Source organism: Paracoccus sp. SCSIO 75233 (assembly GCF_027912675.1).
Taxonomy (GTDB): domain Bacteria; phylum Pseudomonadota; class Alphaproteobacteria; order Rhodobacterales; family Rhodobacteraceae; genus Paracoccus.
The window spans coordinates 784,337-800,144 of the sequence record NZ_CP115757.1 but is presented as its reverse complement, the minus strand read 5'-3'; the positions used below and the strand labels follow the sequence as shown (position 1 = coordinate 800,144).

General features: G+C 61.3%; 18 protein-coding genes and 1 pseudogene. 11 read left to right on the top strand and 8 right to left on the bottom strand.

Going from position 1 to position 15,808, the window contains the following annotated elements; genetic code table 11:
* Window positions 1-2: 2 nt before the first annotated feature.
* The 6 genes from PAF12_RS03835 to PAF12_RS03810 are packed head-to-tail and all read left to right on the top strand — an operon-like array spanning window position 3 to window position 5,778.
* Window positions 3-1,046: an amidohydrolase gene (locus PAF12_RS03835; RefSeq protein WP_271108684.1), complete on the top strand. Its 1,044-nt coding sequence runs from the start codon at window positions 3-5 to the stop codon at window positions 1,044-1,046.
* On the top strand, window positions 1,043-1,987 hold the full coding sequence (locus PAF12_RS03830) for a tripartite tricarboxylate transporter substrate binding protein (RefSeq protein ID WP_271108683.1): 945 nt from the start codon (window positions 1,043-1,045) through the stop codon (window positions 1,985-1,987). The genes PAF12_RS03835 and PAF12_RS03830 overlap by 4 nt, the downstream gene beginning before the upstream one ends.
* Window positions 1,988-2,026: 39 nt before the next feature.
* Window positions 2,027-3,001: a TRAP transporter substrate-binding protein DctP gene (gene dctP / locus PAF12_RS03825; RefSeq protein WP_271108682.1), complete on the top strand. Its 975-nt coding sequence runs from the start codon at window positions 2,027-2,029 to the stop codon at window positions 2,999-3,001.
* A 1-nt stretch (window position 3,002) separates the two neighbouring features.
* On the top strand, window positions 3,003-3,524 hold the full coding sequence (locus PAF12_RS03820; protein ID WP_271108681.1) for a TRAP transporter small permease: 522 nt from the start codon (window positions 3,003-3,005) through the stop codon (window positions 3,522-3,524).
* Window positions 3,524-4,816 (top strand): TRAP transporter large permease, encoded by a 1,293-nt coding sequence (locus PAF12_RS03815; RefSeq protein WP_271108680.1) that lies wholly within the window; start codon window positions 3,524-3,526, stop codon window positions 4,814-4,816. The genes PAF12_RS03820 and PAF12_RS03815 overlap by 1 nt, the downstream gene beginning before the upstream one ends.
* 5 nt (window positions 4,817-4,821) lie before the next feature.
* A complete protein-coding gene (locus PAF12_RS03810; protein ID WP_271108679.1) occupies window positions 4,822-5,778 on the top strand; it encodes an SMP-30/gluconolactonase/LRE family protein in 957 nt (318 codons plus the stop codon).
* A 91-nt stretch (window positions 5,779-5,869) separates the two neighbouring features.
* Here PAF12_RS03810 and PAF12_RS03805 read toward each other — a convergent pair.
* From PAF12_RS03805 to PAF12_RS03785, 6 genes and pseudogenes are all read right to left on the bottom strand, one after another.
* Window positions 5,870-6,324 (bottom strand): annotated as a pseudogene (locus tag PAF12_RS03805) (IS3 family transposase); the annotation flags it as partial.
* A 234-nt stretch (window positions 6,325-6,558) separates the two neighbouring features.
* A complete protein-coding gene (locus PAF12_RS03800) occupies window positions 6,559-7,503 on the bottom strand; it encodes an IS110 family transposase (protein ID WP_271108678.1) in 945 nt (314 codons plus the stop codon).
* 60 nt (window positions 7,504-7,563) lie between these two features.
* Entirely contained in the window at window positions 7,564-7,908 is a 345-nt protein-coding gene (locus PAF12_RS18975) for an IS3 family transposase (RefSeq protein ID WP_368045159.1), read from the bottom strand.
* A 42-nt stretch (window positions 7,909-7,950) separates the two neighbouring features.
* Window positions 7,951-8,262 carry a transposase gene (locus PAF12_RS03795; protein ID WP_271108677.1) on the bottom strand — a complete coding sequence of 104 codons (312 nt, stop codon included), beginning with the start codon at window positions 8,260-8,262 and terminating at the stop codon, window positions 7,951-7,953.
* 202 nt (window positions 8,263-8,464) lie between these two features.
* Complete coding sequence (locus PAF12_RS03790; protein WP_271108676.1) at window positions 8,465-9,157, bottom strand: anti-sigma factor; 693 nt, start codon at window positions 9,155-9,157, stop codon at window positions 8,465-8,467.
* Window positions 9,154-9,699 carry a sigma-70 family RNA polymerase sigma factor gene (locus tag PAF12_RS03785; protein ID WP_271108675.1) on the bottom strand — a complete coding sequence of 182 codons (546 nt, stop codon included), beginning with the start codon at window positions 9,697-9,699 and terminating at the stop codon, window positions 9,154-9,156. The genes PAF12_RS03790 and PAF12_RS03785 overlap by 4 nt, the downstream gene beginning before the upstream one ends.
* Before the next feature lie 145 nt (window positions 9,700-9,844).
* Between PAF12_RS03785 and PAF12_RS03780 the strand changes: the two genes are divergently transcribed.
* The 5 genes from PAF12_RS03780 (at window position 9,845) to PAF12_RS03760 (ending at window position 14,428) form a co-directional block, all read left to right on the top strand.
* The gene (locus tag PAF12_RS03780; protein WP_271108674.1) at window positions 9,845-10,366 is read left to right on the top strand and encodes a fasciclin domain-containing protein; all 522 of its coding nucleotides are present in this window, start codon (window positions 9,845-9,847) and stop codon (window positions 10,364-10,366) included.
* An 86-nt stretch (window positions 10,367-10,452) separates the two neighbouring features.
* Window positions 10,453-11,739 (top strand): NAD(P)/FAD-dependent oxidoreductase, encoded by a 1,287-nt coding sequence (locus PAF12_RS03775; RefSeq protein ID WP_271108673.1) that lies wholly within the window; start codon window positions 10,453-10,455, stop codon window positions 11,737-11,739.
* Window positions 11,736-12,527: a DUF1365 domain-containing protein gene (locus tag PAF12_RS03770; protein WP_271108672.1), complete on the top strand. Its 792-nt coding sequence runs from the start codon at window positions 11,736-11,738 to the stop codon at window positions 12,525-12,527. The genes PAF12_RS03775 and PAF12_RS03770 overlap by 4 nt, the downstream gene beginning before the upstream one ends.
* Window positions 12,520-13,677: a cyclopropane-fatty-acyl-phospholipid synthase family protein gene (locus PAF12_RS03765; RefSeq protein ID WP_271108671.1), complete on the top strand. Its 1,158-nt coding sequence runs from the start codon at window positions 12,520-12,522 to the stop codon at window positions 13,675-13,677. Before PAF12_RS03770 ends, PAF12_RS03765 begins: the two co-directional genes overlap by 8 nt.
* On the top strand, window positions 13,670-14,428 hold the full coding sequence (locus PAF12_RS03760; RefSeq protein WP_271108670.1) for an SDR family oxidoreductase: 759 nt from the start codon (window positions 13,670-13,672) through the stop codon (window positions 14,426-14,428). Before PAF12_RS03765 ends, PAF12_RS03760 begins: the two co-directional genes overlap by 8 nt.
* 9 nt (window positions 14,429-14,437) lie before the next feature.
* Here PAF12_RS03760 and PAF12_RS03755 read toward each other — a convergent pair whose 3' ends face one another.
* Window positions 14,438-15,100 (bottom strand): SDR family NAD(P)-dependent oxidoreductase, encoded by a 663-nt coding sequence (locus PAF12_RS03755; RefSeq protein WP_271108669.1) that lies wholly within the window; start codon window positions 15,098-15,100, stop codon window positions 14,438-14,440.
* Window positions 15,097-15,495: a DUF2177 family protein gene (locus tag PAF12_RS03750; protein ID WP_271108668.1), complete on the bottom strand. Its 399-nt coding sequence runs from the start codon at window positions 15,493-15,495 to the stop codon at window positions 15,097-15,099. Before PAF12_RS03750 ends, PAF12_RS03755 begins: the two co-directional genes overlap by 4 nt.
* Window positions 15,496-15,808 lie beyond the last annotated feature (313 nt).

Below are 15,808 nucleotides of genomic sequence, written 5' to 3'. Positions count from 1 at the left end.
GCATGGTCCTTTCCACCCCACATCACGCGGTACGGGAAGACTGGCTCGCTCTGGCGCGGGAAGAGGTTCTCGCGCCAGACCAACCCATCCTCGACGCGCATCATCACCTGTGGGACCGCCCCGAGGGGCGCTATATTGCCAATGATTTTCAGCAGGATGCGCAGGACGGACACGACATCCGCGCCAGCATCTATGTGCAGTGCCGGACGGGATACCGCAGCGACGGGCCGGTCGAGTTCCAACCGCTGGGAGAGGTCGAGACGATCCTCGACTGGTCAGCGAACCGGCCCGCGCATCCCGTCGGGATCGTCGGCTTTGCCGATCTGCAGCTTGGCGACGCGGTGCGCCCAGTGTTAGAGGAGCTGGTCGCGGCCGGGCGCGGCAAACTTCGCGGAATTCGCAACACCACGGCCTATCATCCCGACCCTGCCGTCCGCTCGAACCCGCGGCCCGCACCGGACGGCCTTCTGCGCAGCGATGCGTTTCACGCAGGCGCCGCAGCGGTGGCCGAGTCGGGGTTGGTGCTAGACGTCTGGGCCTATCAGACGCAACTGGACGAGGTTCAGACCCTCGCGCTCGCCGTGCCCGATCTGACCATTGTCGTCGATCATTGCGGAGGCCCGCTTGGCGTCGGACCGTTCCGGCGGGACGACCCTGACAGCTTCAGGAGCTGGCGCGACGGACTGGCGCGAGTTGCCGCGCTTCCCAACACCCGGATCAAGATCGGCGGCTTCGGTCTGTCGGTCATCGGTTACGACTATGCCGCGCTCCCGGCCCCACCCTCTTCGCAGGACCTCGTGGCGGATTGGCGCGCGCATGTCGACACCTGCCTCGACCTCTTCACGCCAGAGCGTGCCATGTTCGAAAGCAACTTTCCCGTGGACAAGGGACAATTCGGCTATCGCACGCTCTGGAACGCCTTCAAGCGCCTGGCCGAACCCCTCGGCTGCGACGAACGCAACGCGCTTTTCTGGCACAGTGCCGCGTGCTGTTACGGCATCGACGCAGCACTTTTTTCCACTGATAACAGGAGGACACTATCATGACATGGAACGTCATCACGGCCCTGGCCGTCACGCTCGCGGCGACACCGGCGCTGGCGGAGTTCCCCGAAAAACCCATTGAGATTGTCGTCGGTTATGCGGCGGGCGGCGGCACCGATGTGCTGGCCCGGACGGTCGGGCAGTTCCTGGAGGGTGCGCTTGGCGACGGCGCCGCGGTCGTGGTCAAGAACGTGCCAGGCGCAGGCGGCCAGATCGGCTTTACCGAAGTCGCCACAGCGGATCCCGATGGCTATACGCTGGGCACCTTCAATCTGCCGGCGGCGCTGGCGCTGACCTATGACCGTAATGCCGATTATGATGAGGGCAGCTTTACCTATCTGGCAAATTTCGTAGACGATCCCAACACCATCGTTGTCGGTGCCGATTCCGAATTCACCACGCTGGACGATTTCCTGACCGCAGCCGAGGCCGAGCCTGGCGCGATCACGGTCGGGTTGTCCTCGCTGGGCGGCAACGACCATTTCGCAGCGATCATGATCGAACAGGCAGCTGGTGCCGAATTCACGCTGGTCCCGTTCAAGGGCGCGGCGCTGGCACGGACCGCGCTGATGGGCGGCCATGTCGCGGCGGGCACCATGGCGCTCAGCCAGACCACCTCTTTCGGGGACGACATCAAAGTGCTCGCGGTGCTTGCTGATGAACGATCCAGCTTCGCGCCTGATGTGCCGACTGCAAAGGAACTGGGATATGACGTTGAGATGTCATCGTTGCGCGGCATCGTCGGGCCGGCAGGGATGGATCCCGCACTCGCCGACCAGCTTCGCCAGGCGCTGAGCGCCGTCAACGACAACCCCGAGTTTCAGGCCATGATGGCCGAGCAGGGCAACCCGATGGCCTTCGTGACCGGCGATGATTTTGCAAAACTCGCCGCCGAACAATCCGCCATCGCGAAATCCATCTGGGAACCGACGCCCTGGCAATAGGCCGGGCTGACCCTATTCAATCAATCGGAGGGAAGACACATGAAGTTGTTTACGATGACAGCAATCGCTACTCTTGCCGCGACGGTCGTCACGGCGCAGGCCGATGACTGGACCGGCTATACCTATTCGGCGGTCTCGACCACCGCCGCCGTCAAGGGCATGAACCGCATCGCCGAGCGTGTCGCCGAGGAAACTGGCGGTGATCTGACGATCACCATCCATCTGGGCAAGACGCTGCAGATCTCGTCCGAGGATATCACTCAGGCCACGGGCGACGGGATCGTCGATTTCGCCGCCGACTTTTTCTTCTCGGGCAATGTGCCCATCGCGCGGGTGCTGAACCTGCCGATGCTGATCGAGAATGACGAGGAATGGAACAAGGCCTATGCCGCGATGGAGCCGATCCTGACAGAGGCCTTTGCCGAACAGAACGTCACCCTGCTGGGCGGCTATCGCTATCCACAGCAGGTGCTGTTCACCACCTTTGAAATGAGCAGTCTTGATGATCTGTCCGGCCACAAAATACGCGTGACCTCCCCCGAACAGGGCCGCTTTGTCGAGGAGTTCAGCGGTGCGCCTATCACGCTGTCGGGCAGCGAGGTACCCACCTCGCTGGAGCGCGGCGTCATTGACGGGGTGCTGACGGCAAGTGCGGGCGGGGCCAAGAACTGGCACGAGTTTTTGCCCTATAACTATCGCTTCGCGGTGAATTACGGCAATTCGGTGATCATCGCGAATACCGATGTCTTCGACGCGCTCAGCCCGGAAAATCAGGACGTCCTGCGCAATATCGTTGCCGAGGAAGGTCAGTCGATCACGGCGGAATTCCTGACCGATGAAGAAACCCAGAAAACCGCGCAGGCCGAAGCGGGGATGAAAATCACCGAAGCCGCGGATGGTGATGCCGCTGTCGCGCGCGAAAAGCTGGCGCCGTTCTGGGAAGCCTGGGCGAATGACAACGGCCCGGAGTATGTAGAGGCCCTGTCGCTTGTGCGCGAAGCGATCGGCAAGTGAGATGAGCGCGCATAGTGAAAGCAGAGGACCGGTATCAGCCGGTCCCATCTTCGACCTGATAGCCCGGCTGGTGCAAATCGCAACCGGGCTGGTTCTGGTGGCGCTGGTCATGCTGGTCTGCGGCGAGGCATTTCTGCGCGGCGCGGTGAATTACTCGCTTGGCTTTGCCGAGGAACTAACGGGCTATTTCGTCGTCATGCTGACCTTCTTCGGCGCCGCCCTCGCCCTGCGTGCGGGCGCTCTGTTCCAGGTCGATTTTCTCTTTGATGCCTTGCCCGCCAGTACAAGAGCCAAGCTTCACATCGCCTTTGCCGCGATTGCACTGTTCATCTGCATTATCTTCGTCTGGAAGACCGCAGATGTCGCAATGAGTTCGCTGGAGCGTGGGAAGTTCGCGCCCACGGTGCTGCGCACGCCGCTGTGGATCCCGCAGCTGCTGATGCCGACGGGCTTTGCGATGATCGCGATATTCCTCGTCGAGAAACTGCTGCTGGCCGTTCGCAAACCGAAGGGAGCTGCGTGATGGAAGGTATTCTTGCATTCGGTCTTTTGATCGGGCTGATCATTGGCGGCATGTGGGTGCAATTCGCCGTCGCCGGCGCCGGGCTGCTCTATATCTGGTTGCTCAAGGGGTTCGCCGGTTGGAAAGCCATCGGCATCGTCAGCTGGGGGTCGGCCAACAGCTTTACGCTTGCGGCGATACCTCTGTTTGTTCTGATGGCGGAAATCCTTCTTGGGTCGGGGCTCAGCACCCGGCTTTACAATGGTGTGGCGCCGTTCATGCGGCGACTGCCGGGCGGGCTCTTACACACCAATATCGCGGGCAGCGGCATCTTCGCGGCGATCTCGGGCGGGTCTGCACCGACCGCCGCCGCCATGTCGACCGTGGCTCTGCCGGAGCTTTCCGCGCGCGGCTACAACAAGCGGCTGGTCGCGGGTTCGCTGGCGGCAGGTGGCACGCTGGGGATCCTGATCCCGCCCTCGATCACGATGATTATCTATGCGACCTTCACCGAAACCTCGATCGCGCGTCTGTTCGCGGCAGGGCTGATCCCCGGCATCGTTCTGGCGTTGCTTTATATGGGCTTCATTGTCATTCGCGCGCTGATCAACCCCGATCTCGCGCCGCGATCAGACACCAAGGCCACCCCGGCAGATCTCGGCCGCGCGTTGCTGGATATCGTGCCCTTCCTGCTTCTGATCATCATCGTGCTGGGCAGCATCTATGGCGGCTACGCGACCCCGACCGAGGCTGGCGCCGTCGGCGTTGTCGGCGCGATCCTTATCACCGGCATCTATCGCTGCCTCAGCCTGCGGCTGCTGACGGAGGCCATGGCGCGCACGGTCACGATGAGCGGCAATATCCTGTTCATCGTCTTCACATCGATGATCTTTGCCTATGCAACGGCGCTGTCTGGTATGGGTGAACAGCTTGTGTCGTTTCTTGAAGGAGCAAATGTATCGCGCCTGGCATTCCTGCTGATTATCATGGTGATCTTCGCGATCCTCGGCTGCTTCATGGAAGGCCTGGGTATGATTGCTATCATTGTTCCGGTGATCTTCCCGGCGCTGCTGGCATTTGGTGTAGATCCGATCTGGTTCGGCGTTTTCGTCGTTATCCTGGTCGAGCTGGGTCAGCTGACGCCGCCGCTTGGGGTGATCCTGTTCGTCGTCGCCAGCTCCTCCGACGAGGTGAAGGTCGAGGATGTGATCATGGGCACCTTGCCCTTCTTCGGGATCATCGTCCTGTTCATGCTGCTGCTGATCGCCTTCCCGCAGATCGCGTTGTTCCTGCCCTCGCTGACGATAGGATGACAACCATGACATATCCTTTCCCCGATCCGGTGGTTATTGATGCCGAGGTTTTCACCGAACTGCCGCCCGAACTGCGTCGGCCCGGCGTGCCGTCCTATTGGGCAGAACGCAACAGGCGCGGGGCGACCGTCGACAGCTTCATCGAAGGTCCGTCATTCGATCGTCAGGGCAACCTGTGGTTCGTCGACATTCCGTTCGGCCGCATCTTCCGGGCCGATCCTGCGGGCAATGTCACGCAGATCGCCGAATATGACGGCCAGCCGAACGGGCTGAAGATCCATGCCGATGGCCGGGTCTTCATCGCTGATTTTCAGAACGGCATCATGCAGCTTGATCCGGAGACCGGCGCGGTGACCCCCGCGCTGCGCGACTGCGATACCGAGGGCTTCAAAGGTTGCAACGACCTGCATTTCGGCGCGGATGGGTCGCTTTACTTTACCGACCAGGGCCAGACCGGATTGCAGGACCCGACCGGCCGCGTCTTCCGCTGGCAGCCTGAAACCGGCGCTCTGACTTGTCTGATCGACAAGGTGCCCAGCCCCAACGGACTGGTCCTCGACGTGAACGAACATGTTCTTTTTCTGGCCGTGACCCGCGCGAATGCCGTCTGGCGGCTGCCAATTTCGCCGAGTGGGAGGGTCAACAAGGCCGGGCTGTTCCTACAGTTTTCCGGCGGTCGGGCCGGGCCCGACGGTCTGGCGCTGACAGCAGCGAACGGTGTTGTCGTCTGCCAGACGGGGATGGGGCTCGTCTGGGTGCATGATGCACTCGGTCGGCCAATTGCTGTGGTTCGTTCACCGAGCGGATTGGGCACCACAAACTGTGCCTTCGGCGGCGCGGATGGCCGGACACTCTATATCACGGAATCCGACAGTGGCACGATCCTTAAGGCGGAATTCGATTTGGCACTCGATATAAAGGGCGCCTCTATGTTTTCAGGCGTAGGTGCGCACGGCGAATGAAGTATGAGTGTGACAACATGTATGATTTCTTGTAAGCCGATGAGCCGCTGCAGTGGACCTGCACCGGTTTTGTTCCGGTCAGGTGCTCATGTTAAGCGGCCCTCTGTTCGAAGGCGACGGGTGATTTCCAGCCAAGGGCTGAGTGTTTTCTGCGTGGGTTATAGAAGCCGTTGATGTATTCGAAGAGGGCGATCTCGGCATCACGCCGGGTGCACCAGTCGCGCCTCCAGACCAATCCTACCTTCAGGGACTTGAAGACGCGCTCGACGGCCGAGTTATCATAGCAATTGCCCTTGCCGCTCATCGATACGCGGAACCCGTGGCTGCGAAGTATCTTCTGGTATTCACGGGCACAGTATTGTGACCCGCGATCCGTGTGGTGAATCCAGCCCGAAGCCGGGGGCGCAGGGCAACGGCCATATTCAGCGCGCGGATTGCCAGATACTGCTTCATGCGGTTGCTGATGGCCCAGCCAATGACGCGCCGTGAAAAAAGATCGATGAGGACCGCCAGATAAACCCAGCCCTCGCGGGTCCAGACATAAGTTCTTTAATTGATGATCCGCGCTCGCTGTAGTTTGGTGCTCTGGTCGACCGCCTGCAAGGTTCTTTTCTAAGTCATCCATGTTTGGCGCTTCATCTCGGCATCCAAGGCTCTGGCCTCCGGCAGGTGATATTCGCGATGTTTGGAGGCTCGCAGGTAGATATCTCGGGCTTGGTCAGCGTCCTGCCGCTGTGGTCGACACGGCAACTGGTGAGGGTTCAGCGGCAGCGTTTCATGTCACGCCTCCGTGCTTTGGAATGTCGTACCGTTCCTCCAGATCGCATGCATGATCACGGCCAGTTTTAGGGCTAGGGCAACGACAGCCTTCTTGTGGCTCGTCCGCTGTTTTAAGACCGTCGCCCATTCTTTCATGCCTTGCCCTGCCTCAGCCTTCATGCCGCATAAGAGGCTGTTCGCCGCCTCATAAAGCACCGGTCGCAGCATTCGGTCCCCTCTGCCCGAGATGCGCCCGCCGTAGTCCATGTCGCCCGATTGGTATCGCCGGGATGTCAGGCCGGCATAGGCGCCGACCGATCTTGATCGCCGAAATCGCTGCGGGTCATCAACGGTCGCAACAAAGGTCACGGCGCTCACTGCGCCCACGCCTGGAATGGTCATTAAGCGCTGGCAGACCTGGTCCTCCCGCGCATGTCGCAACATCGCCTTCGACAATTCGGCCGCTTGGTGAAACACCTCGGTGCGCAGGTGGCGAGGCAGGCGCACACCGAAGCTGGCCAGCAGCCCGCGGATCGTGTTCTCGGTGTTCATACGCATCTTGATCGCCGTCTCTCTTGCGCGCAGCAGGGCGCGGCGGCGCTGCGCCAGAGGGCTCTTCACGGTCACTTTTCGATAAAAGCCCGTCCTGGCCAACTCGGCAAGCATGGCTGCGTCATTCGCGTCCGTCTTGTTGTGCATCTGGCTCAGCACGGCATAGGCATGAAGCGCGTCGACGCAGACAACGGGCGGCGCACGCCTCATGAGTTTATGATAGAGCCAATTGGCCATCCGCCCGGTTTCCATGACAACTGCGCCAAAGTTCCAGCCACCACAGGACAGGGCACCGGCAATTGCATCGGGGTCCGTTGGCATCTTCCGCGCCAGCAGGACCTTACCATCGCCGGACTTGACACAGATCGCGGTCTCATCTTTCGGGACATCAAGGCCAACATAATATCTTTCCAACTTGTTCTCCTTTCAACGACGACCAACAGGGTCTGCCGGAGAGCACGGACGATCAATTACTCAGAGTGATGTCGGCAACCCAAAGCGCATTCGGCGTGTCCGCATAAAAGTTGCGGTCCACGAGGTCAGCGGAAGGACGCACAAGCTCATCGCGGCTCGTCGTGCGAGCACTTCGGCGACGGCTACGCCGGCCAGCCCTACAGCTTTCATCAACCGCTCCACGCGCTCGCGGCCGACATGGGTGCCGCTATCAGCCAGTTCAGCGTGGATGCGCGGTGCACCGTAGCTGTCCCTTGAGGCTGCATGGATCTGGCGGATCAGCTCCGTCAGTTCCCGGTCTGCGATGTCCCGCGCTGACGGCTCTCCTGCTTGACACGCATGGAAGCCGCTGCGCGACACGCCCATGCTGCGCGATGATCTCGATGGGATAGTCGGCCTGGTTCGCGGTCATGAATTCGAAGACATCGACAGCGTCGCGTCGTTCTGAGCAAACCAGGCCGCGGCTTTTGCAAGGATGTCTCTCTCCTGTCGTGGCTGCTTGTTCTCACGGCGAAGACGACGCAGTTCATCACGTTCCTCGCTGCTCAGGATGTCGGCTCGCTTGCCGTCGTCCCGCTCCGCCTGCCTGATGCAGGCATGGATCGTCGCGACGCAGGGTTCGAATTCCCGCGCGAGGTCTTCGGCGCTCCGGCCAGTTCGATGCAGCTCAGCAATCTCTTCCCGGAAAGCCGCCGGGTAAGGGTCCTTCGTTCGTGGCATGTGAACATCTTTCGACTTCAGTCAATGGGTGTCCACGAAATCAGGGGAACTCCAACTCCAAATACCAACCCTCAGAGGATTGATATAACCACTTATTTTGACGCGTGTTGCAAATCACTACAGCGGTCGGAATAGATCCCTCTTTCCGAGATTTATACCGCAACGGGCTAACCGGCGTGTTGCTCCAAATAAACTAATATCCTCAAATCCGCTGCATTTCCGCCAAGGCAACGACAGGACCGGTGGCGACACCGCCCGGTGCGCCGCCTGCAGGCTCATCCGTTATCGCCAGCGTGGCGTTTGCCACCAGCACCCGAAGTTCCTCCGGCACCGACATGGCGGCCTGACCCTCATGCGGCATCACACCGAGAGAAATCGGCGCGCGGTCGCCCTGTATCAGCCATAATTCGAAATCCCTGCCCTCAGCCGGTGGTGCGCCCGCGACGGAGACGCGCATTTCGCCATCGCTGTCATCGTAAAGCGCCGTCAGCCGGACGGTGCTGTCGGCCGAAACCATGTCGGACACCCAGAGTTCGGGATCGCCGCCAGGGTCCGGCGCGCTTGTCCAGAGCATCACCGCCAGCACAGCAGATGTACACAGGGAACCAAACGCCAGCCAACGCCAGAGCGTGTTGTTGCCGCCAGACGTTTCCGACGGCTCGAACAGCGTTTTTTCCAGCTTATCCCAAACGCGTGCTGGCGGGCTCACCGGTCGGACCTCTTCGGCGAGCGGATCGAAATGCGTTTCCCAGCGGATGATCTCGGCGGTCAGCGCGGGTTCTTTCAGCATGCGGCGGCGGAAAGCCTCGCGTTCCGCCAGCGGCAACGTGCCAAGCACATATTCTCCGGCTGTCACGGCATCGCGCGGATCGGATACGGGGGTATCATCGGTCATCGCGCCAGACACTCCCTCAGTTGAATGAGGCTGCGCCGAAGCCAGCTTCGCATGGTGTTCAGAGGAACCGAAAACCGCTCGGCCAATTCCAGATAGCTGTCGCCTTCGACGTAAGCCCGGTGGACGGCTTCGGCGCGGTCCGGCGCGAGTTCCTTCATGCAGTTGTCGATACGCCGCCCCTCAGAGCGCAGCTCTGCATTCTGCTCGGGTGTCGGATCATCGCTTGCCAGTCTTTCCGCCGCGTCGAGATCGCCGCCGCCCGGCTTGCGCTTCCGCAAGATATCGATGGCATGATTTCTGGCCACAGTGTTCATCCAGGCTTGCGGGCTGGCGACGTCCGGGAAATAGCGGTCTGCATTATGCCAGATCCGGACGAAGACCTCCTGCAACGCGTCCTCCGCCTCTTGCTTGTCCTTGAGGATACGGAGGCAGATGGCAAAAAGTTTCGGTGCTGCCAGACGATATAGATCACCGAACGCTGCCCGATCCCGCAAGGCCACCCGCCCCAGCAGATCTGTCAGTTCTGCGGCGGGTGAGGTCATGACACAGGCTCCGGGAACAGTTTCTCTGAGCATGCATGAACCCAGGATGCGCCGCAAGATGTCGCTTATGTTCACGAAACCGTGATCTCTGCAACTCAACTGCCGGGTCATTTCGTCCCTAAGTCACCGACCACAGGAGGATAGAATGAAAATCTTGAGCTTTGCGATGACCACTGCCTTTGCATTCGCAGCCTCTGCCTCTCTTGCGCAGGACGCCATGCAAGACATGCCCGCAACAGTTGTCGACATTGTTGTAGGTTCCGAAGATCACGAAACCCTCGAAGCGGCAGTCATCGCCGCTGGCCTGGCGGAGGCACTGTCCGGTGACGGACCTCTGACGGTGTTCGCACCGACGGACGCGGCATTCGCGGCCTTGCCTGAAGGCGCTCTGGAGACGGCACTCATGCCCGAAAATCAGGATCAGCTCGTTCAGATCCTTGGCTGCCATGTCGTCGAGACAAAAGCGCTCGCGGCCGATGTGGTGCAGATGATCGCGGATGACGGCGGCATGCATGAGGTTATCACGATGGGCAATTGCAGCCTGAACCTGTCACTTGATGGCGACATGGTGAAAATCAATGATGTCGTCACTGTGACCGCGGCGGATCTCGAAGCCGGAAACGGCGTTGTTCATGTCGTGGACGGGGTACTTTTGCCAGCGATGTGATCTGCCACGGAGAGTGGCCCGGCCGGGCGGTTGCTGAAATCGCCCGGTCCTTTTGTGAGCGATAATGACGAGTGACGGAATAAAACGTGAATAACACTGGCAGACGCCGCATTGCGATCATCGGAAGCGGCATTTCGGGGCTTGGCGCCGCCTGGCTGCTTGACCCCCACCATGACATAACTCTGTTCGAGGCAGCGCCGCGGGCCGGGGGCCATGCGCGGACCGTCCGGGCCGAAGGGGTCGATGTCGATACCGGGTTCATTGTCTGCAACCGGCGTACCTATCCGTTGTTCATTCCGTTGCTGGAGAAACTCGGCGTCCCGCTGGAGCCGAGCGATATGTCATTCTCCGCCAGCTTCGGCGGCGGACGTTACGAATACGGCACGTTTTCGACCCGTGCCATGTTCGCGCAGCCGATGTGCCTGATGGATGCTGGCCACTGGCGGCTTATCCGCGACATTTTACGGTTTTTCCGGCACGCGCCCTCACATCAATCGCATCAGGGCAGCATAGGCGAACTGATCCGCTCGCTCAGGCTGGGGGATGAGTTCCGCGACCGCTTTCTGCTGCCGATCTCGGGCGCAATCTGGTCGACACCACCCGCCGACATGATGAAATTTCCAGCGGGTACGTTCGTTCGCTTCTTTGACAATCACGGTCTGCTGTCGGTCAAGGGCCAGCCGCAATGGCTGACGATCACAGGCGGCTCAAGGCGCTACGTCGATGCGATCCTGTCGGGGCTGAGGGGGAAGGTTCGGCTGTCATCCCCGGTTCACGAGGTTCGGCGCGGCGACGAAAGCGTGACCGTGGTAAGCCCGCGCGGCGCGGAGCAATTTGACCGTGTGATCTTCGCCACCCACGCCCCGCAGGCGCTTGCCACACTCGAAAGGCCCGACAGGGACGAGACCGCGATCCTCGGCGCGATGCGCACCCAGCCGAACCGGATGGTTCTGCATTCCGACCCCCGGCTGATGCCGCGGCGACGCTCTGCCTGGGCATCGTGGAATTATGTGACCCAGAACGACATGCCCGCAACCGACCGTCCGATCAGCCTGTCCTATTGGATGAACCGGTTGCAAAACCTGACAACGCCGCGCCCATTGATTGTCACCCTCAACCCGGAGATTGAGCCGATGCGCATCCATGACGAGGCCGTCTTTGCGCATCCGCAATTCGACGCCGCCGCAATCTCGGCTCAGGGGCGGCTGCACGAGATTCAGGGCCGTGGCGGTGTGTATTATGCGGGTGCGTGGACACGGTATGGTTTTCACGAGGATGGTTTGCTGTCGGCCCTGCGTGTCGCTCAGGCTTTGGGAGTGGAGTGGCCGCTCGGTCCCGATCCGTGGACTGCCCCGCGACGGATCGCGGCATGACGGTCGATTTATGGGACGGCGCATTGATCGACGCGTCGGTCTGGCATGGTCGCGCAGGCGCCACCTCGCGACAGTTCCGGTATCGCACCACCTACGCAGCGCTTCCCGTGGGCGCGCTTGAGGCAGGGAATCTGGCCTTGCGCCCGGACCGGCACGGGCTATGGCGATTGCGGCGGCGCGATTATGGCTGGCGGGATGGCCGCTCGCTGTCCGAATTCATCGACGCGCAGCTTGCCCCGGCGGGCCTCGATCATTGTAAGACGACGCTTGTGACCATGCCGCGCGGCCTGCTGCATGGGTTCAACCCGGTCAGCTTCTGGCTGGCCCGTGACGTTGGCGGATTGCGGGCGGTTCTGGCGGAGGTCTCCAACACATTCGGCGAGTGCCACCTGTATCTGGTCCGCCACCAAGACAACCGCGTCATCGCCCCCCCCGACCGGTTGTCGGGGGACAAGCTGTTTCATGTCTCCCCGTTCTTGCCACGTTCCGGGCGTTATGTGTTCCGCTTCGATACCGGACCGGGTCGCTTCGGCGCGTGGATCGACTGGCTGGCTGCGGATGGCAGCACGGTTCTGCGCACCTCCATGACGGGCCATGCGCGCGCATTGACGACTGCCAGCCTGCGGGGTGCGGCCATCCGCAGCCCCTTGCAGCCCGCCCGTGTCAGTAGTCTGATACACTGGCAGGCGGCGAAACTGTTCTCGCGAGGTGTCCGCTACCGGACCAAGCCCGAGCAGATCCGCCAGAGACGGTCCGAAGTTACACGAACGGAGGATGAAAATGTTTGAACAGAGGATCCGGTCAGAATTTCTTCGCACGCTGGACGGGCTCAGCGTCGGTCGCCTTCGGCTCACCATGCCAGACGGCGTCGAGCGGATATTCGAGGGGGCCGCTTCAGGCCCGGAAGCCGCGCTTGAGATCCGCGATTGGCGCATGTTGCCAGCCCTGGCGGCCAAGGGCGATATCGGCCTGACAGAGGCTTATCGGGACGGCTGGTGCGATACGCCCGACCTTACCGCGCTGCTGACACTCGCATTGCTGAACGAAGAGGCGCTCGACCGCTATATCTACGGCAAACCCCTGCAAGCGCTGGCAATGCGCATGCTGTATCTGTTCAACCGCAACACCAAGGCGGGCTCGCGGCGAAATATCTCGGCGCATTACGATCTGGGTAACGGGTTTTACCGGCTCTGGCTGGATGAAACCATGACCTATTCTTCCGCGCTATTCCGTGAGGGGGATGATCTGGCGGCAGCGCAGCGGCGCAAATATGACCGGATCATTGACGGGCTGTCAGGCGCATCCGGCAGGTTGCTGGAAATCGGCTGTGGATGGGGCGGCTTTGCCGAACGCGCCCTGCAACGGGGCGACTTTGCGCCTAAGGGGCTGACGCTCTCGACGGAGCAGGCCCGCTACGCCCGCGACCGGCTTGGCCCGGGGGCGGAGATCGCCTTGCAGGACTATCGCGATGAAAAGGGGCGCTTCGATCACATCGTCTCCATCGAGATGTTCGAGGCGGTCGGGGAAAAATTCTGGCCGGTCTATTTCGGCAAGCTGGCCGAGGCGCTTTCAGAACAGGGCCGCGCCATGATCCAGACGATCACCGTCGCCGACCGATATTTCGAGCGTTACCGCAAGGGCGGTGACATGATCCGCAGCTTCATCTTCCCGGGCGGGATGCTGCCCTCTCCATCGCGTTTTCAAGCCCAGGCGGAGCGCGCCGGGCTGCGGATCGAGGACGCTTTCGGCTTCGGGCGCGATTATGTGCGCACCCTGACCGACTGGCTGGACCGTTTCGACGCGCGCCGCGAAGATGTCCTGCAAATGGGTTTCGATGACGGCTTTATCCGCGTCTGGCGGTTTTATCTGGCAGCCTGCGCCGCGTCATTCTCTGTCGGGCGAACCGATGTCGTACAGTACCGGCTCGCCCATGTCTGAGCGGGCCCCATCCGAGCAAGGTCAGGGTCAGCGGATCTGGATCATGGGGGCCTCAGACGGGATCGGCGCGGCGCTTGCGCGCAGCTGGGCCCGGCGTGGGGCCCGGCTGATATTGTCGGCGAGATCCGGGGAAAAGCTGAACGATCTCGTTCGCGAACTCGGAACCGCTGAAGCGCTGCCCTGCGACGTGACCGACGGCGACAGCCTCCGCGATGCGGCAGAACGGATCACGACCGGCGGTCCGCTCGATCGCGCGATAACGCTCGCGGCAGCCTATGATCCGGGCAAGGTCATGCAAGTTGATCCGCAGATGGCTGCGCAGATCGTGACCGCGAACCTGACCGGCTGTTTCAACTTCGTCCGGGCCGCCGTGCCGTTGCTGAAACCGGCCGGGCAGTTGGCGCTGACCGGCTCAGTCGCGGGATATGTCGGCCTTCCACAAGGACAGATCTATTCCGCAACGAAGGCCGGGGTCATCAATCTGGCCGAAACCCTGCGGGCGGAGCTGGCACCTGCTGTGGATGTCCGGCTGATCAGCCCGGGTTTTGTCGATACCCGACTGACGCAGAAGAACGATTTCGACATGCCTGCCATCCTGCAACCAGATGCCGCCGCCGAGGCGATCATCCGGGGGCTGAACGGGCGCGGTTTCGAGGTGCATTTCCCGCGCCGCTTGACCCTTGCGATAAAGCTGCTTCGTGCGCTGCCCTATCCGCTTTCCCTGCGCCTCACCCGACGGCTGGTCCGGTAGCGATCTCTTTCACCACGGCACCTGCTTACCTTTCCAGTCGAAAAATCCCCCGTTATCCTCAGGCGTCAGCCCCTCGATGACAGAGAGCAGCGCTTCGGCTGAATGCCGTGCCGTGATGGTCGGATAGCGATCCGCGTAATCTCGGGTTAAGCTGGTCTCGACCGTTCCGGGATGCAGCGCGACCACGATCCTCTGCGGGTAACGCCGCGCAATTTCGATGGATGCCGTCCGGATGATCTGATTTTGCGCCGCCTTCGCAGCGCGATAGCCGATCCAGCCGCCGAACCCGTTGTCACCGATAGAGCCGACCCGCGCCGACAACGACGCGAACACCGCCCGACCCTGCTCCCTCAAAAGCGGGCTGAAATATCTCAGCAACAGCGCCACGCCGGTGGCATTCAGCGCAAACTGCGCAGCCATAGCCTGCGCATCGATCTGCCGGATGGTCTTTTCCGGCTCATTTCCGTCGATCACCAGAGCGCCGGTTGCGTTAAAGATCAGATCGAAGCTTTGACCGTTCAGCCGCCCCGCCTGATTTTCAACACGCTGCTGATCGGTTAATTCCAGCCCGTCGCGCCGGGACAGTCCGATCACGTCCGCTCCGCGCGCCACCAATGTGTCACGCACAGCGCCGCCAATGCCCCCGCTGTCGCCGAGGACAAGCGCCTTCATGTGATCCAGCGGGTCAGAACCACACCTGCCCAGGCCGAGAACCCCGTCAGGAACCCGCCCCAGATCGTATCCGTCACGACCTGCTGGACCGACCAGTCACGCAGCGTCGCATAATTGGTGAACTCATACGTCCCGTAGCACATGAGGCCAATCAGAACCCCGTTGATCAAAGCCTTGAGGGGCCGGTCCTCCGCCATCGCTGGCACCGACACGAAGTAAAGCACGCCCACGATATACGCGCTGTAGAACAACGCCGCAGGCAACATGCGGAACGGATCGGCCAGCAGATCATCGACGTGACGCTCGAAAACCGGACGAATGATCTGCGTTATGCCAACAATGTCGATGACAAGGAAAATCACCAGCGTGGCGACGTAGAGAATGGCGGTCTGCATGGGCGGCTCCGATTATTGTGTCTGAGTGATACGCAGGAACCGCCTGGTGAGTTGCAAGAACAGCCCCCAATGTGGCGTTAGTGTTGGACACCCATGTCGAATAAAACCAGAGCTGTTTCGTCGCGAGCGAACATCATGGTCAATGTGACCGAGCTGCATTGCAGTGCCCAAAACGCTACCAGTTGATCGCGTGTCAGAGGTCCGGAACGTAACCGGGGACGCATTACGCGCGTCCGTTAGCCTTTATAGTGAATGCCGATCAGCCCAGCCAACTGGTCTGGAGCGTGATTTCGTAAACTCTGCCTTCGAGCGG

Bases quoted from the DNA above. Each gene is read 5' to 3' on its own strand.
- PAF12_RS03835 (WP_271108684.1), top strand. From the start codon at position 3: ATGGTCCTTTCCACCCCACATCACGCGGTACGGGAAGACTGGCTCGCT.
- PAF12_RS03830 (WP_271108683.1), top strand. From the start codon at position 1,043: ATGACATGGAACGTCATCACGGCCCTGGCCGTCACGCTCGCGGCGACA.
- dctP (WP_271108682.1), top strand. From the start codon at position 2,027: ATGAAGTTGTTTACGATGACAGCAATCGCTACTCTTGCCGCGACGGTC.
- PAF12_RS03820 (WP_271108681.1), top strand. From the start codon at position 3,003: ATGAGCGCGCATAGTGAAAGCAGAGGACCGGTATCAGCCGGTCCCATC.
- PAF12_RS03815 (WP_271108680.1), top strand. From the start codon at position 3,524: ATGGAAGGTATTCTTGCATTCGGTCTTTTGATCGGGCTGATCATTGGC.
- PAF12_RS03810 (WP_271108679.1), top strand. From the start codon at position 4,822: ATGACATATCCTTTCCCCGATCCGGTGGTTATTGATGCCGAGGTTTTC.
- PAF12_RS18975 (WP_368045159.1), bottom strand. From the start codon at position 7,908: ATGGGCGTGTCGCGCAGCGGCTTCCATGCGTGTCAAGCAGGAGAGCCG.
- PAF12_RS03795 (WP_271108677.1), bottom strand. From the start codon at position 8,262: ATGCCACGAACGAAGGACCCTTACCCGGCGGCTTTCCGGGAAGAGATT.
- PAF12_RS03790 (WP_271108676.1), bottom strand. From the start codon at position 9,157: ATGACCGATGATACCCCCGTATCCGATCCGCGCGATGCCGTGACAGCC.
- PAF12_RS03785 (WP_271108675.1), bottom strand. From the start codon at position 9,699: ATGACCTCACCCGCCGCAGAACTGACAGATCTGCTGGGGCGGGTGGCC.
- PAF12_RS03780 (WP_271108674.1), top strand. From the start codon at position 9,845: ATGAAAATCTTGAGCTTTGCGATGACCACTGCCTTTGCATTCGCAGCC.
- PAF12_RS03770 (WP_271108672.1), top strand. From the start codon at position 11,736: ATGACGGTCGATTTATGGGACGGCGCATTGATCGACGCGTCGGTCTGG.
- PAF12_RS03765 (WP_271108671.1), top strand. From the start codon at position 12,520: ATGTTTGAACAGAGGATCCGGTCAGAATTTCTTCGCACGCTGGACGGG.
- PAF12_RS03760 (WP_271108670.1), top strand. From the start codon at position 13,670: ATGTCTGAGCGGGCCCCATCCGAGCAAGGTCAGGGTCAGCGGATCTGG.
- PAF12_RS03755 (WP_271108669.1), bottom strand. From the start codon at position 15,100: ATGAAGGCGCTTGTCCTCGGCGACAGCGGGGGCATTGGCGGCGCTGTG.
- PAF12_RS03750 (WP_271108668.1), bottom strand. From the start codon at position 15,495: ATGCAGACCGCCATTCTCTACGTCGCCACGCTGGTGATTTTCCTTGTC.